General features: G+C 63.9%; 20 protein-coding genes. 8 read left to right on the top strand and 12 right to left on the bottom strand.

Going from position 1 to position 20,866, the window contains the following annotated elements; all coding sequences use genetic code 11:
• Positions 1 to 77: 77 nt before the first annotated feature.
• Genes fliF through A3M7_RS0116790 form a run of 5 tightly spaced genes read left to right on the top strand, consistent with a single transcriptional unit; the run spans position 78 to position 5,220 of the window.
• Entirely contained in the window at positions 78 to 1,691 is a 1,614-nt protein-coding gene (gene fliF / locus A3M7_RS0116810; protein WP_027544971.1) for a flagellar basal-body MS-ring/collar protein FliF, read from the top strand.
• Between the two features lie 17 nt (positions 1,692 to 1,708).
• The gene (gene fliG, locus A3M7_RS0116805) at positions 1,709 to 2,800 is read left to right on the top strand and encodes a flagellar motor switch protein FliG (RefSeq protein ID WP_027544970.1); all 1,092 of its coding nucleotides are present in this window, start codon (positions 1,709 to 1,711) and stop codon (positions 2,798 to 2,800) included.
• Positions 2,800 to 3,420, top strand: coding sequence for a FliH/SctL family protein (locus A3M7_RS0116800; RefSeq protein WP_027544969.1), 621 nt, complete (start codon positions 2,800 to 2,802; stop codon positions 3,418 to 3,420). The genes fliG and A3M7_RS0116800 overlap by 1 nt, the downstream gene beginning before the upstream one ends.
• A 3-nt stretch (positions 3,421 to 3,423) precedes the next feature.
• The gene (gene fliN / locus A3M7_RS0116795) at positions 3,424 to 3,774 is read left to right on the top strand and encodes a flagellar motor switch protein FliN (RefSeq protein ID WP_011089739.1); all 351 of its coding nucleotides are present in this window, start codon (positions 3,424 to 3,426) and stop codon (positions 3,772 to 3,774) included.
• 60 nt (positions 3,775 to 3,834) lie between these two features.
• The gene (locus tag A3M7_RS0116790; RefSeq protein ID WP_027544968.1) at positions 3,835 to 5,220 is read left to right on the top strand and encodes a sigma-54-dependent Fis family transcriptional regulator; all 1,386 of its coding nucleotides are present in this window, start codon (positions 3,835 to 3,837) and stop codon (positions 5,218 to 5,220) included.
• Between the two features lie 179 nt (positions 5,221 to 5,399).
• Here A3M7_RS0116790 and A3M7_RS0116785 read toward each other — a convergent pair whose 3' ends face one another.
• Entirely contained in the window at positions 5,400 to 5,732 is a 333-nt protein-coding gene (locus tag A3M7_RS0116785; protein ID WP_027544967.1) for a GYD domain-containing protein, read from the bottom strand.
• Positions 5,733 to 6,115: 383 nt separating this feature from the next.
• Here A3M7_RS0116785 and A3M7_RS0116780 point away from each other — a divergent pair, with 383 nt between their 5' ends.
• Both A3M7_RS0116780 and A3M7_RS0116775 read left to right on the top strand, forming a co-directional pair.
• Positions 6,116 to 7,366: a vanadium-dependent haloperoxidase gene (locus A3M7_RS0116780; protein WP_027544966.1), complete on the top strand. Its 1,251-nt coding sequence runs from the start codon at positions 6,116 to 6,118 to the stop codon at positions 7,364 to 7,366.
• A 332-nt stretch (positions 7,367 to 7,698) separates the two neighbouring features.
• The gene (locus A3M7_RS0116775) at positions 7,699 to 8,847 is read left to right on the top strand and encodes a M20 family metallopeptidase (protein ID WP_027544965.1); all 1,149 of its coding nucleotides are present in this window, start codon (positions 7,699 to 7,701) and stop codon (positions 8,845 to 8,847) included.
• A gap of 95 nt (positions 8,848 to 8,942) precedes the next feature.
• Here the strand turns inward: A3M7_RS0116775 and A3M7_RS49670 are convergent, their stop codons facing one another.
• From A3M7_RS49670 to A3M7_RS0116725, 10 genes are all read right to left on the bottom strand, one after another.
• Positions 8,943 to 9,098, bottom strand: a complete 156-nt coding sequence (locus tag A3M7_RS49670; protein ID WP_027544964.1) for a hypothetical protein — start codon at positions 9,096 to 9,098, stop codon at positions 8,943 to 8,945.
• A 97-nt stretch (positions 9,099 to 9,195) separates the two neighbouring features.
• Complete coding sequence (locus A3M7_RS0116765; protein WP_027544963.1) at positions 9,196 to 9,777, bottom strand: flavin reductase family protein; 582 nt, start codon at positions 9,775 to 9,777, stop codon at positions 9,196 to 9,198.
• A gap of 31 nt (positions 9,778 to 9,808) precedes the next feature.
• Positions 9,809 to 10,645 carry an ATP-binding cassette domain-containing protein gene (locus A3M7_RS0116760; RefSeq protein ID WP_027544962.1) on the bottom strand — a complete coding sequence of 279 codons (837 nt, stop codon included), beginning with the start codon at positions 10,643 to 10,645 and terminating at the stop codon, positions 9,809 to 9,811.
• Positions 10,646 to 10,665: 20 nt separating this feature from the next.
• Positions 10,666 to 11,472 (bottom strand): aliphatic sulfonate ABC transporter permease SsuC, encoded by an 807-nt coding sequence (gene ssuC / locus A3M7_RS0116755; RefSeq protein WP_027544961.1) that lies wholly within the window; start codon positions 11,470 to 11,472, stop codon positions 10,666 to 10,668.
• Positions 11,469 to 12,632, bottom strand: coding sequence for an FMNH2-dependent alkanesulfonate monooxygenase (ssuD, locus tag A3M7_RS0116750; protein ID WP_027544960.1), 1,164 nt, complete (start codon positions 12,630 to 12,632; stop codon positions 11,469 to 11,471). Before ssuD ends, ssuC begins: the two co-directional genes overlap by 4 nt.
• Before the next feature lie 16 nt (positions 12,633 to 12,648).
• Positions 12,649 to 12,771 (bottom strand): hypothetical protein, encoded by a 123-nt coding sequence (locus tag A3M7_RS51045; RefSeq protein ID WP_256374870.1) that lies wholly within the window; start codon positions 12,769 to 12,771, stop codon positions 12,649 to 12,651.
• A gap of 2 nt (positions 12,772 to 12,773) precedes the next feature.
• Complete coding sequence (locus tag A3M7_RS0116740) at positions 12,774 to 13,724, bottom strand: sulfonate ABC transporter substrate-binding protein (RefSeq protein WP_027544959.1); 951 nt, start codon at positions 13,722 to 13,724, stop codon at positions 12,774 to 12,776.
• A gap of 602 nt (positions 13,725 to 14,326) precedes the next feature.
• Entirely contained in the window at positions 14,327 to 15,490 is a 1,164-nt protein-coding gene (locus A3M7_RS0116735; RefSeq protein ID WP_027544958.1) for a cytochrome P450, read from the bottom strand.
• A gap of 125 nt (positions 15,491 to 15,615) precedes the next feature.
• Positions 15,616 to 15,831 (bottom strand): hypothetical protein, encoded by a 216-nt coding sequence (locus tag A3M7_RS44330; RefSeq protein ID WP_156936900.1) that lies wholly within the window; start codon positions 15,829 to 15,831, stop codon positions 15,616 to 15,618.
• A 103-nt stretch (positions 15,832 to 15,934) separates the two neighbouring features.
• On the bottom strand, positions 15,935 to 17,308 hold the full coding sequence (locus A3M7_RS0116725; RefSeq protein ID WP_049823469.1) for an OpgC domain-containing protein: 1,374 nt from the start codon (positions 17,306 to 17,308) through the stop codon (positions 15,935 to 15,937).
• Between the two features lie 477 nt (positions 17,309 to 17,785).
• On the opposite strand from A3M7_RS0116725, the gene A3M7_RS0116720 reads away from it, so the two are divergent.
• Positions 17,786 to 18,448 (top strand): response regulator transcription factor, encoded by a 663-nt coding sequence (locus tag A3M7_RS0116720; RefSeq protein ID WP_027544956.1) that lies wholly within the window; start codon positions 17,786 to 17,788, stop codon positions 18,446 to 18,448.
• On the opposite strand, the gene A3M7_RS0116715 is transcribed toward A3M7_RS0116720, so the two are convergent.
• Positions 18,443 to 20,698, bottom strand: a complete 2,256-nt coding sequence (locus A3M7_RS0116715) for an MASE1 domain-containing protein (RefSeq protein WP_027544955.1) — start codon at positions 20,696 to 20,698, stop codon at positions 18,443 to 18,445. The two genes, A3M7_RS0116720 and A3M7_RS0116715, sit on opposite strands and share 6 nt — an antisense overlap.
• Positions 20,699 to 20,866: the final 168 nt, after the last annotated feature.

Raw genomic sequence — 20,866 nt, 5'->3', positions numbered from 1 at the left:
TATCGAAACCATCACCTAGGCAATAATTGCCCAGTCGACCGCTCTGGAATGCGGGTCGAATTGGTCGGGGCGGTTGCTTGCAAGGTCTTGCGGACTTTTTAAAAGGTATCGGCGCCGCCCGGTTCGGGGCGATGATCGCGGTCACCGCCGCGCTCGTTGGCTTCTTCGCATTCGTCATCATGCGGGTCACCACGCCGCAGATGACGACGCTGTTCACGGACCTCTCGGTCGAAGATTCTTCCAGCATTATCAAGGACCTGGAACGCCAAGCCATCCAGTTCGAGCTGCGCAACGAGGGCACCATCATCATGGTGCCCAAGGACAAGGTGACGCGGCTGCGGATGAAGCTCGCCGAGGGCGGCCTGCCCAAGGGCGGCGGCGTCGGCTACGAGGTGTTCGACAAGTCGGACGCGCTCGGCACCACCTCCTTCGTCCAGAACATCAATCATCTGCGCGCGCTGGAAGGCGAGCTCGCCCGCACCATCCGCGCCATCGACCGCATCCAGGCCGCCCGCGTCCATCTGGTGCTGCCGGAGCGCCCGCTGTTCTCGCGCGAGGCGCCGGAGCCGTCGGCCTCGATCGTGGTGCGGGTCCGCGGCGCGCTGGAGGCGCAGCAGATCAGGGCCATCCGCCATCTCGTCGCCTCCGCCGTCAACGGACTGAAGCCGCAGCGGGTCTCGATCGTCGACGAGGCCGGCCAGCTGCTCGCCGACGGCGCCGCGACCGATCCGGAGCAGGCGCTCGGCGACGAGCGCCGCACCACCTTCGAGAAGCGGATGCGCAAGCAGGTCGAGGACATCGTCTCCTCGGTGGTCGGCTCGGGCCGCGCCCGCGTCCAGCTCTCCGCCGATTTCGACTTCAACAAGATCACCCAGACCTCGGACAAGTTCGACCCCGAGGGCCGCGTGCTGCGCTCGAGCCAGACCCGCGAAGAAAGCAGCATGACCGCCGACAACAACGGCCAGGTCACCGTCAACAACGAGCTGCCGGGCAACCAGCAGAACAGCGGCGTCGCGGCCAAGGACCAGAGCAAGAAGACCGAGGAGACCAACAATTACGAGATCTCCCGCACCACCAAGACCGAGGTGACCGAGGCCGGCCGGGTCAACCGCATCTCGGTCGCGGTGCTGGTCGACGGCATCTACAGCAAGAACGAGAAAGGCGAGCTGGCCTATCAGGACCGCACCAAGGAGCAGCTCGACCGCATCGCGACCCTGGTGCGCTCGGCGATCGGCTTCGACCAGAAGCGCGGCGACCAGGTCGAGGTCGTCAATCTGCGCTTTGCCGACGCCCCCTCCACCGCCCCGATCGGCGAACCTGGCGGCTTCCTCGGCATGCTCCAGTTCACCAAGGACGACGTCATGTACTTCGTCGAGCTCGGCGTGATGATGCTGCTCGGCCTGGTCGTGCTGTTCCTGGTGATCCGCCCGCTGGTCAAGCGCATCCTCGCCTCCGACGAAGTCGCCGCCGCCATCAGCGGCGTGCTCGCCGGCCCGTCCGCCTCGGACGAGGCCGCCCCGGCCGCCGGCCAGGCGCTGCTGCCTAGCGGCGCCGCCAGCGCAATCGACGTCGCCACCATCCAGGGCCAGGTCCACGCCCAGTCCGTTCATCGCGTCGGCGAGCTCGCCGAACGCAACCCCAACGAAACCGTCGCCATCATCCGCCAATGGCTGACCGAACCCGCGAAATGATCGAGAAGTGAACTGACATGGCCGCCAACTTGCAAAACGCCAACTCCAACGACATCACCAGCGTGATCTCGACGCTCGGCGCCCGCCAGGGCAGCCGTGCGGGCGGCAAGTCCGAGGCGGTGGCGGGACCCAAGCGCGCCGCGATCCTGATGCTGGCGTTGGGCGAGCAGTACGGCGGCAAGATCTGGTCGATGCTCGACGACGACGAGGTGCGCCAGCTCTCGCTGGAAATGTCGACGCTCGGCACCGTCGAGGTCGACACGGTCGAGGACATGCTGCTCGAGTTCGTCTCGCGGATGTCGGCCTCGGGCGCGCTGATGGGCAATTTCGACGCCACCGAACGGCTGCTCCAGCAATACCTTCCGCCGGAGCGCGTCAACGGCATCATGGACGAGATCCGCGGCCCCGCGGGGCGCAACATGTGGGAGAAGCTCTCCAACGTGCAGGAAGAGGTTCTCGCCAACTATCTCAAGAACGAATATCCGCAGACCATCGCGGTGGTGCTGTCGAAGCTGAAGCCGGAGCACGCCGCGCGCGTGCTCGGCATCTTCCCCGAGGACCTCGCGCTCGACGTCGTCAACCGCATGCTGAAGATGGAAGCGGTGCAGAAGGAGGTGATCGAGAGCGTGGAGAAGACGCTGCGCACCGAATTCATGTCCAACCTGTCGCAAACCCGCCGCCGCGACGCCCACGAGGTGATGGCCGAAATCTTCAACAATTTCGACCGCCAGACCGAAACCCGCTTCATCACCTCGCTGGAAGAGGACAACCGGGAATCGGCCGAGCGCATCAAGGCGCTGATGTTCACCTTCGACGACCTCGTGAAGCTGGATTCCGGCTCGGCCCAGACCCTGATGCGCAACGTCGACAAGGACAAGCTCGGCGTCGCGCTCAAGAGCGCCAACGAGGACGTCCGCAACTTCTTCTTCGGCAACATGTCCTCGCGCGCGGCCAAGATGCTCCAGGACGACATGGCGGCGATGGGCCCGGTCCGTCTGCGCGACGTCGACGAGGCGCAGGCGCTGCTGGTCAACCTCGCCAAGGACCTCGCCGCCAAGGGCGAGATCATGCTGACCAAGAACCGCGCCGACGACGAACTGGTGTATTGATGGCCGCACCGGCAAAATTCCTGTTCGACACCGACTTCGCCGCGCCGGATCGGACGCGCGAGAAGGCCGCGTCCGCGGCCGAAATCGCCCAGAAGGTCGCGGAAGCGGAGGCGCGCGCCTATCAGGACGGCTTTGCTGCCGGCCAGCGCGAGGCCAAGGCCGAGAGCGACCGCCGCGTCGCGCTCGCCATGGAAGAGATCAACATCGCGATCCGGGGCGTCGCCTCGGGCATGGGCAACATCGAGACCAAGATGGAGACCGAGGCGGTCGAGGTCGCGGTCGCGGTGGCGCGCAAGCTGTGCGCCGATCTGGTCGCCGCCGAGCCGCTCGGCGAGATCGTGGCGCTGGTCAAGGACTGCTTCTCGCATCTGGTCGCGACGCCGCATCTCGTCGTCCGCATCAACGACGAGCTCTACGACAGCGCCCGCGAGAAGATCGAGCGGCTTGCCAAGCAGAGCGGCTTCGAGGGCCGGCTGGTGATCCTGGCCGAGCCGGAGATTGCGACCGGCGACTGCCGGATCGAATGGGCCGATGGCGGCGTCGTGCTGGAGCGCGGCGCCATCGCGGCCAAGATCGACGAAATGGTCGGACGCTATATCGCGTCCCGCAGGGGGAGCTAAGCCATGAGCGACACCGACGGACAGGTCCCGCTGCCCGATCTCAACGGCCCGATGCCGCCAACCGGCACCGACGTCGGCTACAACGAGGACGAATATGCGGCGCGCGCCGCCGCCGACCTCGAGGCCGTGTTCGACGTGCCGGTGCAGGTCTCGGCTGTGCTCGGCCGCTCCAAGATGGACGTCGGCGAGCTCTTGAAGCTCGGGCCCGGCACCGTGCTGGAACTCGACCGGCGCGTCGGCGAGGCCATCGACATCTACGTCAACAACAAGCTGGTCGCCCGCGGCGAGGTCGTCCTGGTCGAGGACAAGCTCGGCGTGACCATGACCGAAATCATCAAGACCGAACGCACGTAATTATTACGCGAACACAGGGAATGACGCGCGGCAGCGCGACCAGACGGACAGGAGACTGATATGCGGCTTCTCATCGTTGGCACATTGAAGGGCCAGCTCACCACCGCCACCAAGATCGCGATGGAGAACGGCGCCACCGTGACCCATGCCGAGGATCACGAGCAGGCGATGCGCGTGCTGCGCGGCGGCAAGGGCGCCGACCTCCTGCTGGTCGACGTCGCCCTCGACATCCGCGACCTCGTGATGCGGCTGGAAGCCGAGCACATCCACGCCCCGATCGTCGCCTGCGGCATCACCAACGACGCCCGCGCCGCGGTCGCCGCGATCCACGCCGGCGCCAAGGAATACATCCCGCTGCCGCCGGATCCGGAGCTGATCGCCGCGGTGCTGGCCGCCGTGGCCAACGATTCCCGCGAGCTAGTCTATCGCGACGAGGCGATGGCGAAGGTGATCAAGCTCGCGCAGCAGATCGCGGGCTCCGACGCCTCGGTGATGGTCACCGGCGAATCCGGCACCGGCAAGGAAGTGCTGGCCCGCTACGTTCACACCCGCTCGGCCCGCGCCAAGCGGCCGTTCATCTCGATCAACTGCGCCGCGATCCCCGAGCATCTCCTGGAGTCCGAGCTGTTCGGCCACGAGAAGGGCGCCTTCACCGGCGCGATCGCCCGGCGCATCGGCAAGTTCGAGGAAGCGACCGGCGGCACGCTGCTGCTGGACGAAATCTCGGAGATGGACGTCCGCCTGCAATCGAAGCTGCTGCGCGCCATCCAGGAGCGCGTGATCGACCGCGTCGGCGGCACCAAGCCGGTGCCGGTGGACATTCGCATCATCGCGACCTCGAACCGCAATCTGGCCGAGGCCGTGCGCGAAGGCACGTTCCGCGAGGACCTGCTGTTCCGCCTCAACGTCGTCAATTTGAAGATCCCGCCGCTGCGCGAGCGTCCGCTCGACATCCTCGAGCTCGCCCAGCACTTCGTGAAGAAGTACGCCGAAGCCAACGGCGTGCCGGTGCGCCCGATCTCGGCGGAAGCGCGCCGCGTGCTCTCCAGCAACCGCTGGCAGGGCAACGTCCGCGAGCTCGAAAACACCATGCACCGCTCCGTGCTGATGGCGCAGGGCGACGAGATCGGACCCGACGCGATCCTCACCCCGGACGGCGACCGCCTCGACCTCGCCAAGACCGTACCGGCCGTCGCGCATGCCACGATGGCCGCCGAGCAGGTGACGCGCGCTCTCGTCGGCCGCACGGTGGCGGACGTCGAACGCGACCTGATCCTGGAGACGCTGAAGCACTGCCTCGGCAACCGCACCCACGCCGCCAACATCCTGGGGATCTCGATCCGCACGCTGCGCAACAAGCTCAACGAATACGCCGACGGCGGCATCCCGATTACGCCTGCGGGAACGCCGGGCGAATATCCGCGCATGCCGATGGTGGGGGCGTAAGGCTTCTCGTTCGAAGATTGAGAGATGCGAATGCCCGGGCTTGGCCCGGGCATTTTCTTTTTGAGGTAGAATGCAACGAGTCACTACACAATCAGTGTCGTCCCGGCCTAGTGCGCAATTGCGCACTAGGCCGGGACGACTGCGGGGAGATACTCCGACCTGGCCGCGCCCGCGCAGGCCTACTTGCCCGGCGGTACGTAGGTGCTCACGAGTTTGGAAGCCTTCTCCGCGATGCTCTTGAACTCGCTCATCTTCCAAGCGCGTACGGTTTCGATCTTGGAGACGGCGCCAGCCGCAGCGGCCACCATTCCAATCGCAATGGCATCGGAGCCGTCAGGAAACTCCGTGACGAGCACTGCATCGTGTTGACCAGTGGTCATGAAAGCTCCCTGGAGCTTCCCACCGGCCTTCTCGACCAGCGCGCCGATGGCCGATGTGCGATCGGTCGGCTTGTCGACCATTCCCTTGATACCGGCATTTGAGTATGAGACGTACGAGATGAACAACGGCATGTTTCTCTCCGTTGAGGTTACACCGGTGACAATGTCGTCCTAGAAAAGACGCTCTGAAACGAGAGCAAGGCACAGCCTGCCGACGGCATGCGAGCTGCCTTGAAAATTGAGCTACGGACTTCGGCACGTCCAACTGGCAGCTTGCGCCGACTATAGCCGACTCCACAATGCAGCGCGAACGGTAAGCCAAGCCTACCCATCCGGAAACGCCAGTGTTCTGTCGGCCAGGATAGATCTGCTTCTCGGTTGGGCCTCGACCGGCGAGTGAAGCAGTTCACAATCGAACTGCGTCAAGATCGCTAGAGTCCGCGAGCAGCACGACGCGATGTCGGCCGGAGCCGCAACGGCCTCGCGAAACGTCCTTCACATCGAAAGGGCACGTCATGAAATGCTCGTCGTGGATCATCTCTCGCCTATCGCTGATTGTAGCGCTGATCGCAGCCGCGGTGCCGCTTGCACGCGCTGACGTGATCATGGACTGGAACGCAAAGGCCGATGCGATCGCTGCCGAAAAGCAAATTCCGCCGGCGCCGCAAAGCCGGGCCTTGTCAATGATGCACGTCGCAATGTTCGAAGCCGTCAACGCGATCGACCGCCGCTACGCGCCCTACAAGATCTCGTTGTCCGCGGACCGCGCGACCTCGCGGGAAGCCGCAGCGGCAGTTGCGGCTCACGACGTGCTGCTGTCGATCTATCCGGACCTCAAGCCGGATCTGGATGCGACACTGACGAACGCGCTGGCACCGATTACCGAGGGCGAGTCCAAGATCGCCGGCATCGCGCTCGGGAAAGAGGCTGCGGCGCAGATCATGGAGCTTCGTGCGAAGGATGGCAGCAACGCCGTGGAAACGTACCGGCCCCTGACCACACCGGGTGCCTATGTTCCAACCGTCGTCCCGCTTTTCTCGACCACGGGTGCGACAACGCCGTGGGTCATGGCGTCCGGATCACAGTTCCGCCCCGGACCGCCGCCGGCGCTCGATTCAGAGGTCTGGACCAGGGACGTCAACGAGATCCGCGAGGTCGGTAGACGAGGCAGCTCGACCCGGACGCCCGAGCAAACGACGATCGGACGATTCTGGTTCTTGGTCGGTGCCCGAACCTACAATCCCATCGTGAGGCAGGCTGCAACGGCCAAGGGCATGGATCTCGTCGACTGCGCCCGACTGTTCGCGCTGACGTCAATTGCCGGCAACGACGCCCTCGTCGCCGTGTTCGACGCAAAATACCATTACAATCTCTGGCGGCCGATCACGGCCATACGCAACGCCGACCTGACGTCGAATGCGGCAACGCCTCGTGATGCATCCTGGCTGCCGCTCGGGGAAACGCCGATGCATCCGGAATATCCCTGCGCCCACTGCATCACGTCGGCAGCGATTGCGACCGTGCTCCAGAGCGTCGTTGGGGATTTTGGCGAGTTCTCTCTGACCAGCCCCACGGCACCGGGGGTCACACGCAAATGGTCGCGGCTGCAGGACTATAGCGACGAAGTCTCCAATGCGCGCATCTGGGCCGGCTTTCACTACCGGTTCTCGACCGAAGTCGGCAAGGACATGGGCCGGAAGATCGGTGCGCTGACCGTCGCGACCCAGCTCCGCGGTGTGGAGGCGATGGCGGAGCCGAAGCGTTAAGGCTGCTGCCCACACCCCCGGTGTCGTCCTGGCGAAGGAGAGCCGTTGTGCGTCCACACCCCCGGTGTCGTCCCGGCGTAGGCCGGGACCCATAATCACAGCGAGCAGTTTGGCGAAGACTCGCTGCTAGGTACTCCGACCATCCACATTCGATAGACCTCGCGGTATGGGTCCCGGCCCCCCGTGCGCAATTGCGCACTAGGCCGGGACGACGATGGGGAGGCAGTGCACGCCAAACCCGCGAACCTTGGCATGGCCGTACCGCGTTCGCCGACTAGGTCGCACGCGCGGGACCCCCTATAACCCCGCGTGAGAACCACACGAGGGTAAACATGTCTGAAGCTCAAATCACGGACTGGCTGGCGTCGCAGAAGCAGGCGATGATCGATCTCTTGCGCGATGTCGTGAACATCGATTCCGGGTCCTACGACAAGGAGGGCGTCGATGCGGTCGGTGCGCGGTTCGAGCGGCACTTTGCCGAGCACGGCATCCCGTTCCGGCGCGAGAACAACTCCACCTTCGGCGATGCGATCCATGCCGAGGTGGCAAAGCCCGGCAGCAACGAGAAACCGGTGCTGTTGATGGGCCATCGCGACACCGTGTTCGGCAAGGGCGAGGCCGGACGGCGTCCCTTCACGATTGAGGGCAAGCGCGCGTATGGACCCGGCGTTGCCGACATGAAGTCCGGCGTCGTGATGAACATGTTCGTGGCGACCGCCTTCCACAAATTCGGCGGCTCACCGCATCCGATCAAGGTGCTGATCACCTCGGACGAGGAGATCGGCTCGCCCTCGTCACGTCCCGTGATCGAGCGCGAGGGGCGCGCCGCGCGCGCGGTGTTCAACTCCGAGCCGGGCCGCCCCACGGGCAACGTCGTCACCGGCCGCAAGGGCGGCATCTTCATGCATCTGGCCATCACCGGCAAAGCCGCGCATTCCGGCGCCAATTTCGCCGCCGGCGTCAGCGCGATCGGCGAGCTCGCGCACAAGATCGTCCAGATCCACGCGTTGACCAATCTCGACAAGGGCATCACGCTCAATGTCGGCCTTGTCTCGGGCGGCCAGTCCGTCAATACGACGGCACCCTATGCCGAAGGCCAGATTGATCTGCGCTATGTCGATCCCGCAGACCGGGCCACGGTGATGGCCGCGATCGAGACGATCGTCGCAACCTCCTACGTGCCGGGCACGAGCGCAACGCTGACGATCAAGGGCGAGTTCGTGCCGGTGGTGCAGAGCGAGGCCTCGAAGACGCTGTTCGAAAGCTATCAGGCGGCCGCAAGGCAGGTCGGCCTCACCACGCTCCAGGGCGAGTTCTCCGGCGGCTGCGCCGATTCCGGTTTCACCGCCGCGGTCGGCACGCCGACCATCTGCGGCCTCGGCCCGGTCGGCGGGCTCGCGCACACACCGGAGGAATATCTCGAGATCGACAGCATCGTGCCGCGCGCCCAGGCGCTGGCGCTGGCGATCTTGAGGGGGTGATCCCCGTCATTCCGGGGCGATGCGAAGCATCGAACCCGGAATCTCGAGATTCCGGGTTCGCGCTTACGCGCGCCCCGGAATGACGGTTGCAAGTCTTACGAATAACTCGGCGCGTCCGGCTTGCGGAAGATGTGGATGGGGTCGCCGGGAATGATCGGCTGGCCGCTGAACATCGCATAGGCGTAGAGCGCGAGATAGGCGATCGCCAGCGCGCCGATGGCATAGAAGGCCCAGGTCGCGACGCGCTTCATCGTTCCGCTCCATTGCCGTCCCGGCGGGACGGCTCAGGGCGCTTCTAGAGCGATGAGTGGGAAAAGGCCAGCCTTCCGCGCCGTCTGCCGGCGGCGATCAAATGCCGCGCCGGCTGCGCGAGGGAAGGCTGACCTCGGCGAGCCTTGCGGCGTCTTCGTCCTGGTCGACCGCCACGTACTGGCCGTGCCAATAGGCGAGCGCCGCAGTCCGCGTCGAACTCTTGACGTCCCTGACACGGCCGATGACGATGCCGTGCGAGTGCCGCTCGACGATCTCCTCGACCTCGCAATCGAAGGCCGACAATGCGCCGACCAGCAGCGGGACTCCCGAGACCGCCGTCACCCACCGGGCGCCGGCGAAACGGTCTGCGCCCTTGAGCCCGCCCTTGCCGGCAAAGCGCTCGGCGACGTCGAGCTGGTCGGCGTTGAGGATGTTCACGCCGAAGGCGCCGTGACGCCGGATCAGCGGGAAGGACGAGGCATCGCGGTTGATGCTGACCAGCAGCGTCGGCGGTTCGACCGACAGCGAGGTGACCGAGGTCACCGTCATGCCGGTGATGTCCTTGCCCCGCCCGGCGGTGATGACGCTGACGCCGCCGGTGAGGTGGCGCATGGCGCCGCGGAAATCGGCGGGCGAGACGGGGATTTCAGTCATGAGATCGCGAGGCACTACATTCATGGCGTGGTCCCCGAAGCGGGGTTCCCTCTATTTAGGTACGATCGTCCGCCGACAAAAGGTGGCTCAGGATCGAGCCTTCGAGGCCTGCCAGCTCGGCCGAGCCGCGCTCCCGCGGCCGGGCTGCGTTAACCACGACGTCATGGGCAATCCGGCCCTCCTCGATCACCAGCACCCGGTCCGCCAGCGCGACCGCCTCGGAAACGTCGTGGGTCACCAGGATCGCGGTAAAGCCCTGGTCGCGCCAGACCCGCTCCAGCAGCCGCTGCATCGAGATGCGGGTCAGCGCGTCCAGCGCACCGAGCGGCTCGTCGAAGGCCAGCACGCGCGGACGGGAGACCAGCGCGCGGCCGAGCGCGACGCGCTGCTTCTGGCCGCCCGACAGCACCGAGGGCCACTGGTCGCGCTTGTCGGCGAGGCCAACCTCGGTCAGCGCCTTCTCGGCGCGCGCATGCGCATCGGCAGACGAACGATCGCGGCCGAGACCGACCTCGACATTGGCGAGAACGCGCGCCCAGGGCAGCAGCCGCGGCTCCTGGAACATCACGCGGATATCCTCGGGCTTGACGTCACTGCCAAAGCTGATGCTACCGGCATCGATCTTGTCCAGGCCGGCGATCAGGCGCAGCAGCGTGCTCTTGCCGCAGCCGCTCTTTCCGACGATGGCGACGAACTGGCCGGCGGGGATATGCAGGTCGATGCCACGCAGCACCTCGTTGTCGCCGAACGATTTGCGCAGGCCACGGATGCTGAGCGGAAGGCCGCTGGTCTGCACCACCCGCTCCTCGCGCACCACGCGGGCGTGAGGTGCGAAATTGGCGCGGCTGGCGAGCTCGGTTTCGGGAAGCGAGGTCCGAAGGGCTGTCTGCATGTGATTTCCAGTATTTCTGCTCAACGTTTCTGGAAGGCGGGGTGCCAGGAGAGCGTCGCCCGCTCCAGCACGCGGGAGGCGCTGTCGGCGAGCTTGCCGAGCAGGGCGTAGATCAGGATCGAGAGCACGACGACGTCGATCAGCATGAACTCGCGCGCCTGCATCGCCATGTAGCCGAGGCCCGAGGACGCCGCGATCGTCTCGGCGACGATCAGGGTCAGCCACATGATGCCGAGCGCAAAGCGGATGCCGACGAAGATCGATGGCAGCGCGCCCGGGAAGATCACCCGGCGGAACAATTCGCCGTCGCTCATGCCGTAGATGCGGCCCATCTCGATCAGCTGGGGATCGACGGTGCGGATGCCGTGCAGCGTGTTGAGGTAGATCGGGAAGAACACCCCGAGCGCCACCAGGAACAGCTTTGCGCTCTCGTCGATGCCGAACCACAGGATGACCAGCGGGATCAGCGCCAGATGCGGCACGTTGCGGACCATCTGGAGCGTGGTGTCGGTGAGCCTTGCCGAGAGCTGCGACAGGCCGTTGGCAAGCCCGAAGGCGAAGCCAATGCTGCCGCCGATCAAAAAGCCGATCGAGGCGCGCCAGAACGAGACCCAGATGTTGCGCACGAGCTCGCCGGAGAGCAGCAGCTTCCAGCCGGCGAGCGCGACGTCGCTCGGCGCCGGCAGCACGCGCGTCGGCACGAAGCCGGTGACGCAGGCGAGCTGCCAGATCGCGATGATGGCGAGCGGCACGATCCACTGGACCAGGCCGTCCGCGCGCGGCAGGCGGACCCTACGTGGCAGAGAAATACTGTCGATGAGGCTCATGATTGCGATGCCAGTTTATGCGGACGGTAGTCGTTGCCGACGGTTTCGCCGAACGGACCGCTGTTGTGATGCAGCCGCGTCACGTTGCTGCCGTGGTCGAGCGAGAGCAGCGGGAACACCAGCTCGGCAAAGCGATAGGCTTCCTCCAGATGCGGATAGCCCGACATGATGAAGGTATCGATGCCGATATCCTGATACTCCTTGATGCGCGCCGCGACGGTCTGGGCATCGCCGACCAGCGCCGTGCCGGCGCCGCCGCGTACGAGGCCGACGCCGGCCCAGAGATTGGGCGCGATCTCGAGCTTGTCGCGCCTGCCGCCATGCAGCTGCGCCATGCGCTGCTGGCCGACCGAGTCCATGCGCGCAAAGTTCTTCTGTGCCGTGGCGATGGTGTCGTCGCTGACATGCTTGATCAGCTCACCCGCCGCCTGCCAGGCCGCCTCATTGGTCTCGCGGACGATGACGTGAAGGCGGATGCCGAAGGACAGCTTGCGCCCGCGCGCGGCGGCAACGTCCCTCACCTTCGCGATCTTCTCGGCGACCTGCGCCGGCGGCTCGCCCCAGGTGAGGTATTTGTCGACGGTGTCGACGGCGACATCGATGCCGGCATCCGACGAGCCGCCGAAATAGAGCGGCGGACGCGGCGACTGCACCGGGAGGAACAGCAGCTTGCCATCCTCGATACGGATGTGCTTGCCCTCGACATTGACGGTCCTGCCGGCAAGCAGGTCGCTATAGACGTTGAGGAACTCGCGGGTGACCTCGTAGCGCTCGTCATGGCCAAGGAAAATGCCGTCGCCCTTGTTCTCGACGGGATCGCCGCCGGTGACGACGTTGACCAGGAGCCGGCCGTTAGTGATGCGGTCGAGCGTCGCCGTCATGCGCGCCGCCACGCTCGGCGATTGCAGGCCGGGTCGGACCGCCACGAGATAGCGCAGGCGCTCGGTGAACGGCGCCACGCTCGAGGCCACGATCCAGGAATCCTCGCAAGACCGTCCGGTCGGCAGCAGCACGCCGAAATAACCGAGCTGGTCGGCCGCCTGCGCGATCTGGCGCAGATAGTTGAAGTTGACCTCGCGGCCGCCGATGCCGGTGCCGAGATAACGACCGTCGCCATGGGTCGGCAGGAACCAGAGGATGTTGCTTTTGGATTGGCTCATGGATGGGCTCCGATGACTAGCCATAGGTCGTGCCGACGGCGGCCGCGACGATGCCGACCGACATGACGATGGCTGCGATCACGCGTTGAACGATGCGTCTCATGTTCAGACCTTTTGAAACGGGGAGATTGGTCGGCACGATCAGGCTGCCGGATTGCGCCAGACGATGTCGCGAATGACGATCGGCTTGGGGATCAGGCCGAGCTTGTAGAAGCGGTCGGCGACGCCTTGCTGGGTCGTGACGATGTCGTCTGTGACGGGACCGATCACGAAGTTCGAGCGGTTGGCGGCGACGGTCTGGATGTCCAGCGGGACGCCGGTGATCGCGGCCAGCGATTTGGCGACTTCGTCGCGGTGCTGTTCGGCCCATTTGCCGGTCGCGGTCGTCACATCGACGATCTGTTGCAGGATGGCGCCGTGGTTCCTGGCGAAATCGCGGTTGGCGATGTAGAAGGAATTGGTCTTGGTGACCTCCCGCGAATTGATCAGGATGCGGCCGTTCTGCCTGGTCTCGCCGATCGCGAAGTACGGATCCCAGATCGCCCAGGCCTCGATGCTGCCATTGGCAAACGCAGGACCCGCGTCCGGGGGCGTCAGGTAGACCGGGGTGATGTCGGCATAGGTGAGGCCCGCCTTCTCCAGCGTCTGCACCACGACATTGTGGGCGCTGGACCCCTTGGTGAATCCGATACGCTTGCCTTTCAGGTCGGCGAGGATGCGGATCGGCGAATCCTTCGGCACCAATATGCCCTGGCCATTGGTGATGGGCTGGCCGGCGGCATAGACGATCGCCGCGCCTGCGGCCTGCGCGAACACCGGCGGCGAATCGCCGACCGCGCCATAGTCGACGCTGCCGACATTCATCGCCTCCATCATCGGGGGACCCGAGGAGAACTCGACCCATTTCACTTCGATGCCCTGCGGCGTGAAATGTTTTTCCAGGGTGGCCTGCTGGCGCGTGATGACCAGCACGCCGGTCTTCTGGTAGCCGATACGAATTTCCTTCACCGCGCCTTGCGCGACGGCGCGCGAGGCGAACGCAGCTGCCGCTGCCGTCCCAACGGAAAGTCTCAGAAAGTCACGACGCTGCATTCCACACTCCCGGCCGCATGCGGCCGTCATTCATTCGCGTTCGGGAATGATGGTGCGGAGCGGGAGGAGTGTCGAGACGCCGGGGAAAATAGCGATGCAAGCACTGCGCGCGTGGCAGGGCGCATGATTAATCTTTCAAGCGGCCGCGATGATGCAGGGAGAATTTTTCCGCACGCGAATGTGAGCGCCGCACGGATTTGGTGCGACGATGCAGGGCCGGAACATAAAACGTCGAAAACAACCCCATGCACAGTAGCCGACCATAGCCCGATCAATGACTTGCGCGGCAGGCCGAGTCGTTTGACCCGTCGGGCAAGACAGGAGCATGATGGCATAATCGGCGAATGGGAGCTGTCGTGGCGCGAAGCTCCCTTCCACCTCCGCTGTCATTCCCCGCGAACGGGTCTCGCCTTCGGCGAGCCCGATGACAGGCTCCGGCGGGGAATCCAGTACGCCGCGGCGTTTCCGTATCCAACGTCTGCCTATGGAATACTGGATCGCCCGCCCCAGTGCGCAACCGCGCACAAGGCGGGCGATGACACCTCAGCTGTAGCAAGCGCGTGCCTCAACCCCGCTGGTGCGAAGCACAGACACTTTGCGCGCTAATGCCATCGCACCGGCAGGTTCTGCAACCCGCGGAACGCCCAGCCGCCGATCCGCACCGGCTCGTCATTGGCGACCTCGATCCGGCCGGCACGCGCGAACACGGTCGGCAGCGCGACGTCGGCGATCATGGCGCGCGAGGCCCAGGCGCCCGCGCAGAAATGCGGGCCGGCGCCGAACGCGACGCTCTTGGTGGTGTCACGCCGTACGTCGAACTGATCGGCGCGCTCGAAATGCTTCTCGTCGCGGTTGGCGGAGCCGAACATCAGGAACACGCGCTCGTCGGTTTCGAACAACACGTCACGGATCGTCCACGGCTTGGCGATGCGGCGCGGCGACATGCCGATCGGCGAGATCCAGCGGGCATATTCCTCGAAGGCCTGGAGCCAGGAGACTTCGCCGCGCCGGACGAGATCGAGCTGCTCGGGATGGGTCAGCAGCGCCCACACCGTGCCGGCGATCGCCTTGCGCGGCTCGTTCTGGCCGCCTGAGATCGCGAGTTTGACATTTGCGCGCACGCTCTCCATTGGCATGCCGGAGGCGACGAGGACGCCGAGGATGCTCTGGTCCGGGTTCTTCGTGATCACCGGCAGGATGTCGTCGATCGCGGCGTCGATGCCCGACGTCGCGGCATGGCAGCGCGCCTCGACGGCGGGATCGCCGGCATAGTTGGCGATGCCCTCGATCATGCCCTGCGACCAGGCGTCCATCTCGGCAAGGCCGATATTGGTGAGGCCGGTGATCGACTTCAGGCAGTCGCCGGAGAACGGCAGCGCGAAGTCGCGCATGAAGTCGATCCGCCCCGGCTCGATCGCATCGATGATGCGGTCGGCATGCGCCTGGAACTGCGCCGTCCAATGCGCCTTCACCGTCTTCGGCGACACCGTCGGGAACATCGCGCGGCGCTCGACCTGATGCGCCTCGCCGTCCTTGCGCATCATGTTGTGGCCCATCAGCCGGTTCATCAGGCCGGCGGGCTGGTGCGAGGAGAACACGTCGATCTGCTTCTCGGAGATCGAGATGTCGTCGCGGCTCGTCAGCAGCGTCGAGCCGAGCTGCGGCACGAAGGCGATCGGCGCCTCCTTGCGCATGGTCGCGAGCATCGGATAGGGGTCGGCCCAGAACGTGACAGGATCGATGTCGATGCGCGGCGCGGTGCTCAAGCTTCGCCCTCCTGCTGTGTCCCGCCAAGCTAGCGCGTTCAGGAGCTGCCGTCTGTCCCTAGCGACAGGGACAGGGGGTGCGCGCACGGTAGCGGGTCCGCAAGAGGGTGTCCTCTGATTTCAGCTTACATTCGCAGCATGGCGTGCGGCTTCTGGTGGGTCAGCTTGGGCATGCCAGCGGAAACGGTCTCGTGTGCACCCACCGGAATGCAGCTCGTGAATACGAGCGCAAACCGACTGCACTGCCAGTCCGCGCCGAGCGCGGCGCTGGTGGGTGATGTCAGGTTGACCGACAGAAATGCCGCTACGCAGGCAAATATCACGTACGCCGCGATCAGCATCGCTCTCTTGTGGGTCCTTGGCTGAGACATCATGGCCTTGGCTCCTGTACGATAACCGCAAGATTAAGGGGCAGGCTCCACAATCCCTGTCAGTCCTTGCGATCTAGTCCACGTCCTGACCCACACTTTTCGCTGGTGGCCCGAAGGCGTGCGCGATTGCTGGCACTGGATCCGCGCCGCAGCCGGACTCGCGCACGGGGGCAAACAGCATCTTTAGTAGATCAACCTCGTCGGCACAGGCGAGCAACCCGGGCGGAATGTCAACGCCGAGCGCCCTGGCTGTCATGGGATTGATGACCGGCTCAACCCTGGCTGGCTGCTCGACGGCCTTCGCGTGAGGCTGCTGCCTGGGTTTGATCGCGATCAAATTCAGCAGCGCCGCCACCCCGACCATCACCAGGACGCCAGCAACACTGAGCGCGATCTGCATCGTCGGCCCCTCCGAGATGTCGAGCAGCGCCAGGTGGCTGACCAGCGTCAGCAGAACGCCAAGGCAGTAGATCGGCAGCGAATTCTGGCCACAGAGAATGGCACCACGCATCACCGGCGTCGTCAGCCCTCGCCAATCGCGAGGCACGAGCCATGCGGCCAAAACTGCAAGGGCCAGAAAATGCAGCAGTCGCAATGGAGCAAGATTCGATTTGTCCATCGGGTAAAACAGCGTCAGGAGTGCCTGCGGGACCAACGCTTCCGGCGGTTTGACGCTAAAGCTCAATGCGATGATGAGGCTGATCAGCAGATAGAGCACCGCGGCAACAAGCACGGTGCGTGAGGTCAGCCACGGTCGAAATCTCTTGCCCTCGATGATCCACCACGCGCCAAGCACAAGCGGCAGCTGCCAGGCCAGCGGATTGAAGAACCAGTGGCCGTTCGGCCATGCCGGGATGGTCCAGCCGAAGACGTGCACCAGTGTGTAAAGAAGCAACGACGCGCCCAGCGTTGCGTTCGGCGCTCGCAGCAGCAGCCACAGCAGCGGCGCGAACAGGAGGTGAAAAAGCACGAAGAGCGGCAAGATGTCCGTATTCACCGGGCGGTATTGCAGGATCGCCGCGTGCGCGAGCGTCACGCCCGGCTGATCCAACAGAATGCGCGTATTGCTCTTGTCGGCAAGAGGGCCGCCGCCTGCGAGGTGAACCACGATGGCGCAGCCGAGGGTGAGCAGTAGAAATGCGACATAGATATCCCAGCTTCGCCACAGCGTCCGGCCGATCGCGCCGCTCCAGCCCCCGCTCTGCCGTGCCTTGCCGTAGGACAGCGCACAGGTCAAACCCGAAAGAAACATGAATACTTCCGCGGCATCGCTGAAGCCGTAGTTGCGCAGCGTCAGCCAGCTCCCGATGTTGTTGGGGACATGGTCAAGAAAGATCCACCAGAGCGCGATGCCACGGCAGGCATCAATGCGCAGATCGCGGCCGTAGCCGTTCAGCTCCGGCAGCGCGCCTGCGAATGGCTTCGGGGTGGCAGTTCGATCAAGCATCTGGTTCCCCGTCCGGCGTCCGAGCACGTTTCAAGAGGGACCGAAACCGACGAAAAAAATCAGCCGCGCCGAACCCGAATTACGGCGACGCCTGGTAGAACCTCCTGGCGCAGGAGGCTGTCGGTTGACGATTATCGTTCAACGGCACAGCGCGTAAATCAGCCGGAGGTCCTCACGGAGGGGTTCCTAGGTCCTAGGATCAAGGTACCTACGGATATCCGCAGTCTGAATTCCGCGCCTCCTGTGGTCCGCACGCGCTTTTTTGGCGTCCCGTGAGCTGATTACAATTACAGCATACAACGGCATTCAACTTCTATCTTGAGTGCCTAACCGTGAGCCGCTGGTTGGACCAGCGATGAAGAATGGACGGTTTCGGGGCCAGTCTTCCCGCCAGCCTCTTCCTCGCCAAAGACCCAAAGGCGGGTGTATGATTTCTCAAATCGGATCTCCGCGCCACGGGATGACGGAGAGCTTTTCATGAAAGTCCTTATTGTTGACGATCATGCATTGATACGCGAGGCGTTATGCGCCGTCCTGAGACAGCTGAAGCGAGAAGCCGTCATATTTGAAGCTTCGAGCAGCCGTCAGGCAGTGGACATAGTCGAGGAACATCCCGACATCAGCCTCATCTTGCTTGATATCAATTTGCCCGACAGAGATGGCTTCTCTGTCCTCCGCGAACTGCGAGACAGCTACCCGACCATTGCCATCATCATTCTTTCGTCCTCGAATGATCAAGACACGGTCAAGCGCGCTTTCAAACTTGGCGCGCTGGGTTTCATCCCTAAAACGACCGAACGCGAGGTCATGCTCAACGCCATTGAGTTGGTGTTCTCCGGCGGTATTTACATTCCCTCTGAAATTCTGGAGGAAACACCGTCTCCGCGGCTTACGAATGAACCAACGACGCCCGACTTTCTCAGGGGTCTCGGATTGACCGATCGGCAGATCGAAGTGCTTGCGCTCCTGATGAAGGGAAAAAGCAACAAGATCATTGCCAAGACGCTCAACATGGCAGTGCCGACAGTGAAAAATCACATCACGGTCGTTCTCAAGGCGCTCAGCGTAACGAGCCGCACCGAGGCAGTCATAAAAGTAGGAAAAATGGGCTGGGAATCGCCGTCGAAATCCGAGTCATGAAGCCGCCCGGGTATCCCTCCCATCGTCATGATCCATCAAGAGCTCGTGCATGACAGCGCGGAGCCGCATCGGGTCGACAGGCTTGTGCAGCAAAATGTATCCTCTATCCTTGACCTCGCGTGCTGGTTCAGGTGCCGTATCGCCGCTGATGAGAATAGCGGGAATGGATGAACCAAACGCCGCATTGAGTTTTTCAATGGCTCGGATCCCGGTCTTTCCATTCGCAAGGTGATAATCCGAGATGATGAGATCGGGGCGCTGTTGGCGCTCCGCAAGTCGGATCAGTGCCGCCTCGTCGGATGCGGTGGTAAGGGCGGTGTATCCCCATCTGCCCAGCAATCCGCCCGTTCCCTCCTGGACAATTGGAGCATCGGCAATAACAAGAACGACCTTGCCTTCGACGGCAAAGGCCGCGGGGTGGGGAGAGTCGACGGGCTCGGCGGATGTGTCGCGTTCATCGGCCATCGGAACCAGGATCGCGAATCGCGAACCTCGGCCCACGGTCGAAGCCAAGTCGATTGGATGGTTGAGAAGCAGGCGAAGCCTGTCGACAATAGCCAAGCCGAGCCCCATGCTGCCGTACCGGCTCCGGTCTCGGGCGGCCAGTTGAATGAACTCGCCAAAGATATTCTGCTTCTGATCCTCGGGAATGCCGGGACCACTATCCCATACTTCGATGCGCAACATTTGACCGCGGCGGCGACAGCCGACAATGATCCCACCCCGCAACGTATAGCGCACAGCGTTGGATACCAAATTGAGCAGTATGCGTTCGAGCAGCATGGCGTCGCTCCGCACCCAGGCGTCGCTTCGCCTGACGCGTAGACGCAAGCCCGTTTCTCGCGTTGCCTGATCAAACGTCGTCTCAATTTTTTGCAACAGGCGCGCGATCGGGAATTCGGTAATTGTGGGGATGAGGATTCCAGCATCCAGCTTGGACATATCCAGCAACGAATTGAGCATTTCATCCATTTCCTTGCGCGTCGCATCGACCAGCTCGATCGTCCTTGTCCGTTCCCCCGATCTGAGCGGCATGCGCAGCTGGGCAATGAACAAGCCCAGTGCATGCAACGGCTGCCGCAAATCGTGGCTTGCCATGGCAAGGAAGCGCGATTTTGCTGCATTGGCGAGCTCGAGCTCGTGCGTACGCTCCGCGACCTTCCGTTCGAGTTCGACCTGCGCGCGGCGCAGACGTTTCTCCCCCCTCTTGCGGACCTCGACGTCGGCACTCAGTAACAAGCTCGGAACCGTAATGCTGATCAGGAACATCAACACCAGCAGGAATGAAACGTTGAGGTCCGCGGTCGTGAAGGGGCCGCCGCCCGTGAGCGTCCCCCAGACCGTGATGCCGGCAAGCACCAGCGCAACCGTTGCGGTGTCACGTGGGCCGCGGCGCAGCGCCGCCCACAACATTGGCAGGATCGCGAGAAAACCCAGTGGATCTCTGCCCGGCGTTTGCGCGATCAGGGGACTGAAAGCAATGAGTCCAACGGCCGCCGCTGTTGCGAGGACGCCGACCGTCTCCAAACAATCATCGCGGTTGAAAGCATGGTCGTGGCTTGATGCCCAAAGCACGATAACGGGGGCAATGACCAGCGCGCCGGTCACATCTCCCAGCCACCATGTGACCCAGGCGTCCGCAAAGTTGGCCCGATCGATGTACCCGGCGGTCGCCAGGCTGGTCAGTCCAATGCTGGCGCTGATCGGCGTCGCGATCACGATGCAGATCAGAGCAAACTTCGCGACGGAATTTGGCCTCGAAAACGTATGACGTCCGCGCGACCATCGATTGACCAGATAAGCGCCAACAACGGCCTCAAGAGTGTTGCCGGTCGCAATCGCAATTGCGGTGGCAACGGAGCCGGCGGTGGTCGCATTGGCGATCACCGCTGCAATGAAGATCGCGGGCCAGGTCCGATATCCCCACAACAGCACCGCCGCCAGCGCGAGACCCGTCGGTGGCCAAATTGGCGTTGCACTGGGATGAACAGAGGCGAGAGCGAGGCCGCCTTTTGCCAGGACGAAATAGATCACTCCAATCGCGACCAGGCCGCCGGCATACCTGGTGCCTCGGCGGAAATTTATCTGCGGCGTTAGCGATCGTGGATCGGACATCGTCGACGCCTGGACCAGGCAGTTGGATTGTCCATCATGACTGATCTTTTGATCTCCCTGATAAAGATCGAAGATCGATACTTTCCCGTTTACCAAGCGGTTGATCGAGACCCCTACGTCCGATCGGCGCGACAATGCAAAACTCGGCGAGATGCGCTCGGATCGGATTGATCACCGCAGTCTGCCGACGGACGAAGAGATGGCGCGTGCTTGGTTCACGAGGACAAACTCTTGCCGATGCCGATCGGCATCGGCATCGGCATCGGCTTATCGCGCATCGAGTTCGCTGAGGAAACTACCCAT

The organism is Bradyrhizobium sp. WSM2254 (genome assembly GCF_000472645.1).
GTDB classification, from domain to species: Bacteria; Pseudomonadota; Alphaproteobacteria; order Rhizobiales; family Xanthobacteraceae; genus Bradyrhizobium; species Bradyrhizobium niftali.
The sequence above is the reverse complement of the archived record's forward strand: the minus strand, read 5'-3'. Positions and strand labels throughout refer to the sequence as shown.

Coding starts and splice junctions, on each gene's coding strand:
- A3M7_RS49670 (WP_027544964.1), bottom strand. CDS start 9,098: ATGAAGCGCGTCGCGACCTGGGCCTTCTATGCCATCGGCGCGCTGGCG.
- ssuD (WP_027544960.1), bottom strand. CDS start 12,632: ATGAGCCAATCCAAAAGCAACATCCTCTGGTTCCTGCCGACCCATGGC.
- fliN (WP_011089739.1), top strand. CDS start 3,424: ATGAGCGACACCGACGGACAGGTCCCGCTGCCCGATCTCAACGGCCCG.
- A3M7_RS0116785 (WP_027544967.1), bottom strand. CDS start 5,732: ATGCCGTTGTTCATCTCGTACGTCTCATACTCAAATGCCGGTATCAAG.
- A3M7_RS0116740 (WP_027544959.1), bottom strand. CDS start 13,724: ATGCAGCGTCGTGACTTTCTGAGACTTTCCGTTGGGACGGCAGCGGCA.
- A3M7_RS0116725 (WP_049823469.1), bottom strand. CDS start 17,308: ATGCTTGATCGAACTGCCACCCCGAAGCCATTCGCAGGCGCGCTGCCG.
- fliG (WP_027544970.1), top strand. CDS start 1,709: ATGGCCGCCAACTTGCAAAACGCCAACTCCAACGACATCACCAGCGTG.
- A3M7_RS0116790 (WP_027544968.1), top strand. CDS start 3,835: ATGCGGCTTCTCATCGTTGGCACATTGAAGGGCCAGCTCACCACCGCC.
- A3M7_RS0116800 (WP_027544969.1), top strand. CDS start 2,800: ATGGCCGCACCGGCAAAATTCCTGTTCGACACCGACTTCGCCGCGCCG.
- A3M7_RS0116780 (WP_027544966.1), top strand. CDS start 6,116: ATGAAATGCTCGTCGTGGATCATCTCTCGCCTATCGCTGATTGTAGCG.
- A3M7_RS0116760 (WP_027544962.1), bottom strand. CDS start 10,645: ATGCAGACAGCCCTTCGGACCTCGCTTCCCGAAACCGAGCTCGCCAGC.
- A3M7_RS0116720 (WP_027544956.1), top strand. CDS start 17,786: ATGAAAGTCCTTATTGTTGACGATCATGCATTGATACGCGAGGCGTTA.
- ssuC (WP_027544961.1), bottom strand. CDS start 11,472: ATGAGCCTCATCGACAGTATTTCTCTGCCACGTAGGGTCCGCCTGCCG.
- A3M7_RS0116765 (WP_027544963.1), bottom strand. CDS start 9,777: ATGAATGTAGTGCCTCGCGATCTCATGACTGAAATCCCCGTCTCGCCC.
- A3M7_RS44330 (WP_156936900.1), bottom strand. CDS start 15,831: ATGCTGATCGCGGCGTACGTGATATTTGCCTGCGTAGCGGCATTTCTG.
- A3M7_RS0116775 (WP_027544965.1), top strand. CDS start 7,699: ATGTCTGAAGCTCAAATCACGGACTGGCTGGCGTCGCAGAAGCAGGCG.